Source organism: Varibaculum timonense, assembly GCF_027694345.1.
GTDB lineage: Bacteria > Actinomycetota > Actinomycetes > Actinomycetales > Actinomycetaceae > Varibaculum > Varibaculum timonense_A.
In genome coordinates this window covers 17,810-31,164 of sequence record NZ_JAQEVU010000004.1, presented here as the reverse complement: position 1 = coordinate 31,164, position 13,355 = coordinate 17,810, and the positions used below count along the sequence as shown (strand labels likewise).

7 protein-coding genes are annotated in these 13,355 nt (G+C 50.0%); 6 read left to right on the top strand and 1 reads right to left on the bottom strand.

Going from position 1 to position 13,355, the window contains the following annotated elements:
* Positions 1–172: 172 nt before the first annotated feature.
* The 3 genes from PG728_RS04150 (at position 173) to PG728_RS04140 (ending at position 4,301) form a co-directional block, all read left to right on the top strand.
* Positions 173–1,996, top strand: a complete 1,824-nt coding sequence (locus PG728_RS04150) for a ribonucleoside triphosphate reductase (RefSeq protein WP_270625999.1) — start codon at positions 173–175, stop codon at positions 1,994–1,996.
* Entirely contained in the window at positions 1,989–2,732 is a 744-nt protein-coding gene (locus tag PG728_RS04145) for an anaerobic ribonucleoside-triphosphate reductase activating protein (protein WP_270625998.1), read from the top strand. Before PG728_RS04150 ends, PG728_RS04145 begins: the two co-directional genes overlap by 8 nt.
* Before the next feature lie 216 nt (positions 2,733–2,948).
* On the top strand, positions 2,949–4,301 hold the full coding sequence (locus tag PG728_RS04140; RefSeq protein WP_270625997.1) for a variant leucine-rich repeat-containing protein: 1,353 nt from the start codon (positions 2,949–2,951) through the stop codon (positions 4,299–4,301).
* A 91-nt stretch (positions 4,302–4,392) separates the two neighbouring features.
* On the opposite strand, the gene topA is transcribed toward PG728_RS04140, so the two are convergent.
* Positions 4,393–7,125 (bottom strand): type I DNA topoisomerase, encoded by a 2,733-nt coding sequence (gene topA / locus PG728_RS04135; RefSeq protein ID WP_270625996.1) that lies wholly within the window; start codon positions 7,123–7,125, stop codon positions 4,393–4,395.
* A gap of 668 nt (positions 7,126–7,793) precedes the next feature.
* Between topA and PG728_RS04130 the strand changes: the two genes are divergently transcribed.
* The 3 genes from PG728_RS04130 to PG728_RS04120 all read left to right on the top strand — a co-directional run bounded on the left by PG728_RS04130 (position 7,794) and on the right by PG728_RS04120 (position 13,256).
* Positions 7,794–9,560, top strand: coding sequence for a CAP domain-containing protein (locus PG728_RS04130; RefSeq protein WP_270625995.1), 1,767 nt, complete (start codon positions 7,794–7,796; stop codon positions 9,558–9,560).
* Positions 9,561–9,977: 417 nt separating this feature from the next.
* The gene (locus PG728_RS04125; protein ID WP_270625994.1) at positions 9,978–10,637 is read left to right on the top strand and encodes a hypothetical protein; all 660 of its coding nucleotides are present in this window, start codon (positions 9,978–9,980) and stop codon (positions 10,635–10,637) included.
* A 213-nt stretch (positions 10,638–10,850) separates the two neighbouring features.
* On the top strand, positions 10,851–13,256 hold the full coding sequence (locus tag PG728_RS04120; RefSeq protein WP_270625993.1) for a CAP domain-containing protein: 2,406 nt from the start codon (positions 10,851–10,853) through the stop codon (positions 13,254–13,256).
* The last annotated feature ends 99 nt before the right edge of the window (positions 13,257–13,355 follow it).

The window sequence follows — 13,355 nt, the reverse complement described above, 5'->3', positions numbered from 1 at the left end:
TTGCGTCGTAGCCTGGGAATATGAGAGAAATCTTGAAACCACAATATCTAGTGGTTAGCATTTAGGAAACCTACTATATCTCGTGTGTCGCTGCTTCCCTCGCTCTGATTGCACCTATAGTCGGTAACAGTGGCTAAAAAGCCCCAGAGCTGAAGGAAAAAAGAAGGAAAAAATGGCACCCCAAACTCAAGATAAAAACTTGGTTAATCCTGCTCAAACCGTTAATGAGTATCTATCCAAAGCTGATTGGCGGGTAAACGCAAACGCAAATCAGGGATACTCCCTAGGGGGAATGATTCTCAACTCTGCGGGAAAAATTATCGCTAACTACTGGTTAAACGAGATTTATACACCCGAAATTGGAAAGGCGCACCGCGAGGGCGACTACCATATCCACGACCTAGATATGTTTGCCGGGTACTGTGCCGGTTGGTCTCTAAAGCAGCTATTACAGCAAGGTTTTAACGGGGTTCCAGGAGCAATTGCCTCGAATCCTCCCACCCATTTTTCCTCCGCCTGCGGGCAAATCGTAAACTTCCTGGGAACTTTGCAAAACGAGTGGGCTGGCGCCCAGGCATTCTCTAGCTTCGACACCTATATGGCTCCATTTATCCGCAAAGATAACCTGGATTACCAGCAGGTTCGCCAATGTATGCAAGAACTGATTTACAACCTGAACGTGCCTAGCCGCTGGGGCAGCCAATGTCCTTTCACTAACCTCACTTTTGATTGGACTTGCCCCGATGACCTCGCAGATGAAAACCCCCTGATTGGTGAGGAATTAATGGATTTCACTTATGGGGATTTGCAAGCAGAAATGGACATGATTAACCGGGCATTTATCGAGGTAATGACCGGCGGGGACGCTGATGGACGGGTGTTCACTTTCCCTATTCCCACCTATAACATCACCCCCGATTTTGATTGGGATTCCCCCAACACCGAGCGCCTGTTCGCCATGACCGCTAAATACGGTTTGCCCTACTTCCAGAACTTCCTGAACTCTGACCTGGATCCCCATATGATTCGCTCCATGTGCTGCCGTTTGCAGCTAGACCTGCGCGAACTCTTAAAACGAGGCAATGGGTTGTTCGGTTCAGCAGAACAAACCGGCTCCTTGGGGGTTGTGACCATCAATATGGCGCGCCTCGGCTACCTCTATAAGGGGGATTTAAGCGGGCTTACCAAACGCCTAGATTATCTAATCGACCTGGCCAGCCAATCTTTAGAGAAGAAACGGGAAGTTATTTCCTGGCATATGGATTCCGGTCTTTTCCCCTATACTCGCCGTTACCTGGGCACTCTTGACAACCATTTCTCCACTATTGGGGTAAACGGAATGAACGAGATGGTGCGTAACTTTACCGATGACGCGGAAGATATTACCGGCGAGGCGGGACATAAACTCTGCGCTGAACTGCTAGATCATATTAGAGGTCGGATGGTGCAGCTGCAAGAAGAAACCGGGCATCTTTATAACCTGGAGGCTACCCCAGCCGAGGGCACTACTTACCGGTTTGCGAAAGAGGACGCCAAACGCTTTCCCGGGATTATCCAGGCAGGAACGGCGGAGGCCCCCTACTACACCAACTCTTCGCAGCTGCCGGTAGGTTATACCGATGATCCTTTCCAGGCTTTGGAAGAACAGGTAGAGCTACAAGGTAAATACACTGGGGGAACCGTGTTGCATCTGTATATGGGGGAGGCAGTAAATTCGGCTGAATCCTGTAAGAACCTGGTGCGCAGGGCGCTCGCGAACTTTAAGCTGCCCTATATTACGGTTACTCCCACTTTCTCGATTTGCCCAGTTCATGGGTATTTGTCGGGTGAACATTTCGACTGCCCGAAATGTGCCGCCGAAGGCAACCACGAGCAGCCCTGTGAAGTGTGGACTCGGGTTATGGGATATTTCCGCCCGGTGACTTCCTTCAACAAGGGCAAGAAGAGCGAATATGCAGAGCGCACGACTTTCTCGCAAGAGTTAGCCGGTGTCTGATTTTTCGCTGCCCTCCCAACCTAGTTTGTTAGGGCGAGCCCGCCAGTTAAATATCGCGGGGCTAGTGTCATTTTCTACTGTGGACTGGCCGGGAAAGATTGTGGCGAGCGTGTTTTGCCAGGGGTGTCCTTGGCGCTGTGTCTACTGTCAAAACTGCGAAATCTTAGATTTTTTAGTACCCGGCGCAGTCCCGTTTGCAGAGCTAGAGGAGTTACTAGGGCGCAGACAAGGTCTCCTGGATGGGGTAGTGTTTTCCGGCGGGGAAGCGCTAGCGCAGGCGGCGATAATCCCGGCAGCGCGCTGGGTGAAATCGCAAGGTTTCCAGGTGGGGCTGCACGCGGCGGGGGCTTATCCGACGCGCCTGCAAGAAATGTTGGCGGCAGGTTTGCTCGATTGGGTGGGGCTAGATATTAAAGCCTTACCCGCCGATTACCGGCAAGTAACTGGGGTAGCCGGCGCGCATAAGGCTTTCACCTGCCTAGATGCCGTGTTGTCCAGGGGTATCGACTACGAGGTACGCCTAACTGTTTACCCAGGTCACCCCGGAAAAGTGGTGGATTTGGCGCGAGATTTGGCGGCGCGAGGGGTAAAAAACTTTGCTTTACAGCAGGCGCGCGAGTTGGGAGCCTCTCCAGATTTTCAGGCGCAAGCTCAAGGTTGGGATAGCCAAGTAAAAACCTGGGCTAAGGAAATCGAAGATTTGGGATTTGAAAAGTTTTCTTTCCGTCCCGCTTAGGTGGGAAAGAGATTAAAACTCGTCCGTCGTGCCCGCTGCGTTCGGGGCGGAAAGCTGCACGCCCTATTCGCAACCTTAAACACTATTCCCTTAACTTGTTGCGGCTTTCTATTTGTACTGCTTTCGGGTTTAACTGATTTATTAGGTAAGCGCTGTACGCCGCCATTAAATGCTAGTTAGAATAGGAGCAGTGTTTTCCCAACCTAAAGGTAAGCCATGACTGATAGTGATGATTTAAAGAAATTGCGCGAACGCGCATTAGCGCCCGAAACCGACGCAAATCAACTATTCGAGATATCTGCGCAACATCCCGAGGTTTATGCAGAGGTCGCGGCGAACCCGAACGCCTATCCAGACTTGCTCAATTGGTTAGAAAACGTGGGCGATGACCAGGTGAAAGCCGTAGTACAGGCGCGCCGTAACGGTCTATCGGGTTTAGAAGCCTTAGGGCAGGCAGGGCGTACCCCGGCATCTCCAGGTGCGTTTGAACCGGAAAGCTCACCAGATAGTGGACCAGAGCGGTCTAATCAGACGGGCTTATCTCATAGCGCTTTTGCTCCCCAGGAGGAAGCGGATGAGATAGACAACGCCCAAGAGGACGCGAACGATTCCCCGCAGCCAAACGAGGAACAAACCCCGGAAAACCCGGTAGTAGAACCGGAAGCCCTCACCGATATCGCAGCTGGTAGCAAAGAATCTACTGAAGGAAACGGTCTTGGTCAGGAGAGTGCAAACCAATTTGAGCTGGGAACCGAGACCCAATTAGCTGACGTAGATGCAACTCGGTTGGGAAGTCTGCCCCCTAGCGATTTTACGGTAGCTGCGTCCTCATATGACGAGTCTGCAACGCGCATGGTTCCCCCAGTGATGCCACCAGAGGCTTATTCTGCGCCAGGCTATTCCCCCAGACCTCGACAATCAATCATGACTACACCTGCGCCCAGCTATTCGCCCTATCCCGTTTATCCTGACCCGGCAGCGCAGAGCTATCCCCAGAGCGCTCCTATACAGCAGAAACCTAAGCGCAGTTGGGGGATAATTATTTTGACAGTGCTGCTGGTTTTCGCCTTGATTGGCTTAGCGATTGTGGGTACCTGGATTATTTCCTCAAAAGGACAGAGCGAAGGGCAGGCTGCTAGCGGTCAGTCTGAGAGTGAAACTACCCGTACCTCCACGGTGGTAGAAACCACGGTGACCAGCACTGAAAATCCCACACCAGCAGCTAGACCGATACCCTCCGATGCGGTTTACGAAAGTCATGGTTTCTTCACCCCCACCAAAAATATTGCTTGCCTGATGAATGGAGATTCAGTGTATTGCCAGATTGGTGAACGGCAGTGGGAAAAAGGCTGTAATGACATCTGGGCAATTGAGCTAAACATTAGCGGAGTAAATCAACATTGCGATCCTGGTAACGGAACCGATCCGCAAGTAGAAGCCAGTTATGGCACCATCTATTACAATGGCGACTACGCCTGTGAAGTCGGTCAATACACTGGCGTGGACTGTTGGAACTCAAAGACTGGTCGGGGTTTCACTATGCGTCAAGCCGAGCGCACTACCTACTAAGTTGGCTGGGGGCGCAAAGGAGGCGCTGAGGCGTCGCTGCGCCCCAACCACGGTAGACGGGCAATTCTGACTAATGCTGACGGGATAGTATCTACTGTTCCTTTACGGTTTTAGCTGCGGATTTCTTGACGGTAGCCCGTTTCGCGGTAGTTTTCTTGGTTGCAGTTTTCTTCGCCGGTTTCTTGGCGGTGGCTTTCTTTGTGGTGGTCTTTTTGGTGGTTTTGCGAGTCCCGCGTTTTTTAGCCGGTCCTTTCGCCCGCTTATCAGCTAGCAAGGTATAGGCTTGTTCAGCGTCAATATCTTCAATGGTGTTCGAGCGCGGAACCGTCACATTGGTAGTGCCGTCCGTAATATAGGGACCAAAACGCCCGTCCTTAATCACTACCGGTTTGCCGGAGACCGGATCGGTTCCTAGTTCCTTTAACGGCGGCTTTGCGGTGCGACCGCGTCGGGTCTTTGGTTGAGCGTAAATCTCTAAGGCTTGCTCGAGCGTGATTGAGAAAATCTGGTCTTCGGTTTCTAGCGAGCGCGAATCCGTCCCTTTCTTCAAATATGGGCCATACCTGCCGTTTTGCGCAGTAATTTCGGTTTCGCTTTCGGGATCTTTGCCCACGATTCGCGGCAACGAAAGTAATTTCAAGGCATCATCTAGACCGACGCTCTCAATTGACATGGTTTTAAATAGGGAGGCGGTACGAGGTTTAGCACTCTTGGGGGCGTCCTCGGGTAATACCTCGGTAAAGTAGGGGCCGTAGCGCCCGTTCTTTACTAAAATCAAGTTCCCATTTTCGGGATCTTTACCCAGTTCCCGACCGGTATCTGCCGAAATCGTAAACAGTTCTGAAACTTTTTCGGCATTTAACTCGTCGGGGGCTAAATCCTCGGGGACTGAGGCGCGCTTGCCTTCTGCGTCCTCTAAATAGGGACCGTATCGTCCTACCCGCACGTTTATCCCTTTAAGTACCTGAATAGAGTTCAGGTCGCGGGCATCAATGTCCCCTAGACCTTCGACCGTATCTTTAAGACCACGTGCCCAAAATTCTCCGGAAGCGCCACCTCCAAAATAAAAGTGTGCCAATAGTTCTTTTCCGTCCCGTTCGCCGGCGGCTATCTGATCCAGGTAGCCCTCCATGGTGGCGGTGAAATCGTAGTCTACGAGGGAAGCGAGATTTTCTTCCAGGAGACGCACTACCGCGAATGCTTGCCAAGAGGGAATCAGGGCTTGCCCGGCGCGGCGCACATACCCGCGTTCAATAATTACCCCGATAGTCGAGGCATAGGTGGAGGGTCGCCCTACTCCGTTTTCTTCTAAGGTTTTCACCAAGGATGCTTCGGTGTACCGCGGAGGCGGGCTGGTCACATGCGCTGCTTTTTCCCTGTCTACCTCGGTAAACGCTAGTTCTTGTCCCTCGCTTAGTTTGGGCAGAGCCGTGGAAGTGTCGCTGCTAGCGTAGCGGGATTTGTCTTTACCTTCTTCATAGGCGGCCAGGAAACCCCGGAAAGTAATCACGGTTCCCGAGGCGGTAAACACCAGTTCGTGAGGGGTGTTATCTAAATTAATATGGGCGCTTACCCTAACTGTATCGGTAGTCCCGCTCGCATCATTCATTTGCGAGGCTAAGGTGCGTTTCCAAATCAGTTCGTAGAGGGCGGCTTGCTGGTCACTGAGCAAGGAACGCACCTGTTCAGGGGTGCGGAAGTTATCTCCAGCGGGGCGAATCGCTTCATGGGCTTCTTGCGCCCCTTTGGCTTTTTTCGCATAAAAACGGGGTTTTTCGGGGATAGCGTCAGCGCCATAGAGGTTCTTTGCCTGACGGCGAGCAGCCGAGATTGCCTGGCTTGAAAGCGCCGTCGAGTCGGTACGCATATAGGTGATAAAACCGTTTTCGTAAAGATATTGCGCAACCGCCATGGTTTGCCGCGACGACATCCTTAGTTTTCGTCCGGCTTCTTGTTGGAGGGTAGAGGTAGTAAAGGGGGGTGCGGGACGTCGCGTATAGGGCTTTGATTCGATAGAAGTTACCTGGCAGGTGGGTTTTTGTTCTAAAGCCGCACAGAGTTTTTCCCACAGTGCCTGGTCCATCACCGTGGCTTGGCGTTTTAATTGTCCGTGGTCATCAAAGTCGCGTCCTAGTGCGAAGCGTACCCCATCCATTTCGAGGGCGCGGGCAGAAAAATCTTCCCCATTGGCGCTAAAAGTGGCGGTTAAATCGTAATAGTTGGCGGGTATAAAGGCGATGCGTTCGCGTTCGCGTTGTACTACCAGGCGGGTTGCTACCGACTGTACCCTGCCAGCGGATAGGTGGCGGGCAACTTTTCTCCATAGAATTGGGGATACTTCGTAGCCATATAGACGGTCTAGAATCCGGCGAGTTTCCTGAGCGGATACTAAATCGGTGTCAATATCGCGGGTGTTTTCGAGGGCGCGTTCAATAGCTTCTTGGGTAATCTCATGGAAAACCATTCTTTTTACTGGAATCTTGGGTTTAAGTACTTCCAGCAGATGCCAGGCAATCGCTTCTCCTTCGCGGTCTTCATCGGTTGCGAGGTAGAGTTCTTCAGCTTTCGCTAAATCTTTACGTAGGGTGGCTACCGTTTTCTTTTTGTCAGGATTAACCACATAGTAGGGCTGGAAGTTGTCATCTACATCAACCGCGAACTTCTTGTAACCGGTTTGTTTGAGTTTGTCTGGTAGGGCAGACGGTTGTGGCAAGTCCCTAATATGCCCCACTGAGGCTTCTACCTGGTAGTCAGCACCTAGGTATCCGCTAATAGTACGAGCTTTAGCTGGAGATTCTACGATTACCAGTTTTTTAGCGCTCAAAGCTGCCACTTCCTTTTGGTTAATAACTCACCTTTATACCTTATATATACATTGCTTATGCCGAGGGGAAGCAAATGGTGTTTATGAGCGTGTCCATTTCTGGTAGCTAGTTTCGAGGTAAACATCATTTAACCAGCTAAGTTAGCGCCTTGTTAGCTCGTAGATGGAAAGAATTTCATAAAAGGAGCGAAAGATGAAAATAACTAAATGTTGTGAGGGCTTAACTGGTTAAGCCGTTTAGGTGAGTATGTACTCATGTGAGGAAGTTGTAGGGGTGGGACGACTGAGTTTCATTTAATTTAAGATGAGAGAATTGAAGATTACCGCTTATTTACGCAGGTGGCTACGTTTTTAGCATTAAAATCTTCATTAAACTATTCAAATGGTTAAAATTCGATATGACGGACTTCACAATATATCCCCAGGGTGCTGAAAAACCTGAAATTATCTGAAAACATTCTAATATTGCAGGTAAAACCTACTTTATGGTTGGTAAGTTTTCGCAAATAGTCCCTACCGGGTGTAAAACTTTCATTTTCAAACATTTTCGCTTTAAAGCATGTGCGTTTTCATGGATAATAGTTAATGAACGAAGCAAAGGAAGCGACGTTCACGGGAATCAAAGGATTTGATTTCCAAACCAGGAAAACGCAGAGAATGGATCTACGATGAAAACGTGGAAAGAGCACGCCAAGACTTTGGCCGTTGGTGTTCTAGTCGCCGGAGTAGTTGCCGCCGGGGTAAACCTAGCTGACGCAGCTACCTTTTTCACCGCAACCTCTACCACCGGTTCTGCCGTAGCCACTTCGAATGCGATTAATACCAACAACCGGGAAGAGGTTCGCGCCCGTTACCTCAGCGATATTGCCGATACCAACTACCCGGAAAGCCCCAATAATGGTGCCGACTCCAAGAATTGCCGGGCGGGGGTTGCTAATCCCACTACTGCCAACTCGGTAGCTCGCGCCCTAAACTATTTCCGGGGTTTAAATGGAGCCGAAGCGGTCAAAATGGATATGACTTCCGGACTGCAAGATTACACTCAGCAAGCCGCCCTTAATATGGCTGCCAATGGTCGCCTAACCCACTCGGTACAGAAAAACTCCAAATGCTACAGCCTTAAAGCTCAAACCGGAGCCTATATCTCTAATCTTTCTGATAGTGCCGGCCAGACTCCTGCTGAACAGATTCTTTGGTACTTCATTGATCCCTCCAACCTAGGTGCTTCCACTATGACCAAGGTTGGCTCTAATGACCGTCTCGGACACCGCATTGCCCTAATGGATCCCACTTTGGCTACCAGCTCCTACGGGAACGTTGATGGTTACAACGCGATAGTAGTTTCCGGAAATCACCTGGTAAGCACCCCTGATTTCAATAACAAACAAATCGCGAATGATAAAGCCTACAAGCCCGAAATTATGACTTGGCCTTCGGCTGGTTACTTCCCCTACCAACTACTGACCACCAATCGTGACGACCGTGATGATGTGGAACGTTGGAGCATTTCTTTCCGGGGTGAAAGCAAGTTTGACCGTCCTGACCTCTCTCAGGCTCGGGTACGGGTTACCGGTCCTAATGGCGCGGAAGTTCCGATTACCGTCCTCAGCAATGACCAAAACGGGAAAGGCCCGGGCACTTGGAACTACTACAACACCCTCCTAATCAAGATGGCGAAGATTACCGATCTTCCGGTGGGAACTGATGGCTCGCGTGACTACACGGTCAGCGTTTCCGGGATTAAGGGCGCAACTCGCAGCTCTTACACCTATACGGTAAAACTGTTCGACCCGATGATTTCCTCAACTCGCATGGCTCCGCAAATCAAGGTCTACGCTGCTCCCCGGGTTGCTCAGGGTGGATATTCCGAGCCGGCAAAGCTCGCGGTGCAGGGCTCTACCGGAATGAAATACCAGTGGCAGCGTTCCAAAGATGCCGGCAAGACCTGGGAGGACGTGAAAGACAAGTTCCGTATTCCCGACAGCCACACTTTCTATGGCACCGCAAATGATTTGGACTACGCTCCCGGTGCTCGCACCGAAGATAAATGGGGACTGCTGCGGTCTGCTCCGATTGCGAACCGTGCCGAGGCTGAGTCCTTACGCTTCCGCCTGAAGGTGACTAACCCGGTTGGAACTTCGATTTCTGAACCGATGAAGCTGGAATACTACGGATTCGATGAAGACAAGGTAATCCGCCAGGGTGACAAGCTGATTGCAAAGGTTAGCTTGCAGGGAAACAGCGACTCGGTGGCACGCCACAGTGATGTTATTTGGAAAGATCAGAACGATCAGAAAGTTGGAACTGGGGACACTTTGACTCTTACTCCCGAGATGAAGGGCAAGAAGATTCGTCCCACCGTTCAGTTCTGGCTCACTTCGTTCATGTCAGCTTCGCTTTACGAGTTGAAGCTACCTGCCTACTCCGTTGGGTAACTTGCGTTTTCTTAACCTAACGGTCCCGAGAGGAACCGCGTCCTTAGGGACGAGGACCTGGTTCCTCAACAATCTGTGAACCCAGTCGTTACCCAGTGATTGGCTTCAAAAATAAATAAATAGATTATTCTGGCTCCTAGGACGTTCCCAGTCTAGGAGCCAGAATAATTTAAGCAATATCCGGGCTTTAGATAAACGCTATTTGCAGCCTACTAAATAGTGATTTTCTTCTCTCAGATAATGACAGTATTTCCCGCTTTTAGCTGGACTTTTAGTGTCAAAAGATGGGAAGATTATAGAGAAGTTAAAAGTATGGTTAGCGCCTTAGTGCTAACTCGAAAACCTGGCGTGTTTGGCGCCGATAAATAACTCATTTAAGGGGAATCTCATGGCACAAAACGGGTTACTAAACTAGCGGTGGCAGCCGGAACCGGTATTGCTCTAGTAGCTCCAGCAGGGGTGGCGTTCGGGATTAATACTGACAATCAAGTCAATAAAGTAAATATGCCTACTTCGCTTACCCAGTGCCGTGCCTCAGTTGATGTTTCGGCAGTTAATAAAGCATACGAGGAATTTAAACGGGCTCAACAGGAAGCTGATAGTGCCGCCGCCGAGTTAGCGACCGCTAAAGCAAAACCGGAAATATCCAAGCCCTTAAATGAATACCTAGCTGCACAGGCTGCTTTACAGAATGCGAAAGCAAAACAGGAGGGCGCTCGAAAAGCTGCGACCAAAGCCCACGAACAGCTCCAAGCTAATACTCTGGCTGCTTTAAACAACGCGGTTTCTCAGCTGCAGCAAGCTGAAGATAACTTAGCTAAAGCAAAACAGCAAGCAGAAAAAGCAAGTGAAACCCTAAAAGCTGCCGAGGCAAATAAAACGGCAGCCGAGGAAGCTAGCGCTAAAGCCCAGGCCGCCGCTCCGGGAGCTGAAGCGGTAGCTGAAGCTAAGAAAGCTGCCGATGAGGCCGCCAAGGCTCTGGATGAGGCGCAAGAAAAAGCCAATCAGGCTAAATCTAAACTAGATGAAGTCACCAAGGCTGCAGACCAGGCAAAACAGAATGTAAAGCAGGCTTAAAGCGCCAAGCAAGACGCAGATCAAAAAGCTCAAGACGCTGCAGATAAGGTAAAAGATAAAAAAGAGGCCTTAGCTGACGCGCAGCAGAAACTGAAGAACGTTAAAGATGTTCTGAAAAACGACAAAGCGCTGCAGGAAGCACAAGATAAGGTCGATGCGGCTCAGCAGGAACTTAAGGCTGCAACTACTACTAAGGACGCGACAGCTAAAGATTTGGCTGCCGCCAAAGAGGTACTAAAACAAAAGCAAGCGGAAGCAGCGGAAAAAGACAAGGCAGAAAAGCAAGCTAATCAAGTCTTTGAAGATGCAAAGACTGAGCTACGTAAGTTAAATCAGGCACAGTTGGAAAAGCAGGCCGCCTATGAGGAAGCCGTCAAGGCGCAAAAAGAGGCTGAAACCAATAAGGATAACGCGCAAAATGCCTTAAATGAACAGCAGCCCAAATGCGACGCTGCCAATAAAAAGCTAGATGACGCAAAGAAAGCCAAGGAAGCAGCTGACGCGGCAGTTGCAGAAGCGCAAAAAGCAGTTCAAGCAGCCAAAGATGCCCTAGCAGCCTCCAAATCCAAAGCTCAGGAGCAGTGGAACTTGGGTTCGAAAGGATTTTTCCAAGAGAATAAATCCAGTAAGGCTCTAGCTCAGCTGAATACAGATTTTGTTGTAAATGGAAAAAAGATTACTTCTTACACCACCATTGGAAACCCTCAGGATGCTACTTCCCTGGAGAATATGAAGCTTGCTCTCGAAACCATGAAAGAGGGCAATGATTTGCGAGTTAAGGGTGATAATAACTTCGCTGCAATGCCTGCTCTTAAAGTAACTGATGAATTAATGGCTATTGCACAGATTAACGCGAACTATTCCGCAAATTACGATAATAGACATTCAGGAAATGGTGGTCCGTTTGTAAAATCTGCTGGTGAAAACCTCTCTTGGGGTGGGGGGAGCCCCTATACGCGCTCAGGGTTTTCTTGGTATACCAGTGAAAAAGCAATCTATGACAAAGATCCCTCGGGTAACAGCGGTGTGGTTGGACACTATACCAATCTGATGAATAAAGGATTCTTGTATACGGGATTTGCAAGCGGTACAAAAAATGCCTCCTATGGGATTGTGCATGCTCAAGAATTCTGGGGTGGTACCACCGACACGGAGTACACTTACGAGGAATATCTTGCACGTTTCATGAAGTATTACAACGGATTGAAGGACGCCAAGGAAAATGGTTCTCAAGAAGCTCGCGATGCGCTGGCTAAAGCTGAGGCAAACGCGGGTTTGCAAGAAAAACTAGCCAAGCAAGCTGAAGTCGAACAAAAATTGCAAGAGGCGATAGCCGCCTCTGAGGCAGAAGCAAAGAAATGCGAGGCCTGTAAAGCGAAACTTGAGGCTGCTAAAGAAGCACTCAAGAAAGCTGAGGAAGCTGCCACATCTGCAAAGCAAGACCTAGAAGCCGCTAAGGCTGCTGCTAAAGCTCAAAACGGTGTAGTTGAAAACAAACGCACGGAACTGCTAAACGCGGAAAAGGCTAAAGCGGCAGCAGATGAAGCAGTCACCCAGGCACAAGAGGAAGTTAATACTAAGCGGCAAGCCGCTGATGAGGCGCAAAAGAAAGTAGATGAAAAGCAAAAGGCTTTAGATGCGGCTAAAGAGAACTATGAAGCGGTAAAAGCCACCAAGGCTGACGCTACGAAACAGCTGGATGAGGCAGAAAATGCAGTAAAGCAGGCAGAAGCTGACCTGAAGGCTGCGGAATCCGAAAAAGCTAAAACCGATGCGGTAGTAACCGATGCCGACACCAAGCTAAACGAAGCGAAGCAGAAAGCTGCCGAGGCCGAAACCCAGGCACAAAATGCGCAGAAAGATAAAGACACCGCTGATCAAAAAGCAGCGGACGCCAAGACGACAAACGAGGTGGCAGCCAAGGATTACGCAGACAAAGCCGCCGCCCAAAAGGCTGCGGATGACGCCAAGTCTAATGTCGAAGCCGCAGATAAAGCGGTAACCGATGCGAATACGGCGAAAGAAGAAGTGGAGAAAGCAGCACAGGACGCTGAGGCGGCAAAAGATACTGCCCAGAAAGCTAAAGATCAGGCTGTGGTAGATAACGAAGCCGTACAGAAAGTACCCGACCTCGATGCCTGGGTCAAGCAGCAAACCGCCCCCAAGCCGGCTCCGGCCCCGATGCCAGTAGCAGCGCTACGCGCGCCCACAACTATTAAGGTTAGTGCCGAAAGCCAGCAGGCTATCGCTGAGGTAATGGCGCAATATCAGCGCTATTTAGAGGCTGCACAAGCTGTAAACACCCCTGCCGAACAGGTTGAAAAACTAAAAGCAGAATATGAAGCAGCCCTAGCGCAGTTAGAACCGCTAGAAAACGCGGTCAAATCGGCGAATTCCAAGCTAATAGACACTAAAGCAACCTACGAGAAACTATATAAGGAATGTACGGCACCCCTACCGGGACAGAAAGGAAAACCAGCAGCTAGCGCTAGCGCACAGGCTAAACAACTGCCAAGAACCGGGGCAGCAGATTTATCAACCGTGCTAGGACTATCAACCATTACTGCCGGTGCTGGCATCTATTTGCTCGCTAGGCGGCGCCAAGCAAAGCACTGCTAAAAGGTAGCATAAAATCAACTAAAAAATAGGGTTAATTCTCTAAAACCTTAGGGGTGGGGGAACGCCGAAATCGGCGTTCCCCCACCCCTTACGTTAAAC

Excerpts from the sequence above, each read along its gene's own strand:
- PG728_RS04150 (WP_270625999.1), top strand. The coding sequence starts at position 173 with ATGGCACCCCAAACTCAAGATAAAAACTTGGTTAATCCTGCTCAAACC.
- PG728_RS04140 (WP_270625997.1), top strand. The coding sequence starts at position 2,949 with ATGACTGATAGTGATGATTTAAAGAAATTGCGCGAACGCGCATTAGCG.
- PG728_RS04130 (WP_270625995.1), top strand. The coding sequence starts at position 7,794 with ATGAAAACGTGGAAAGAGCACGCCAAGACTTTGGCCGTTGGTGTTCTA.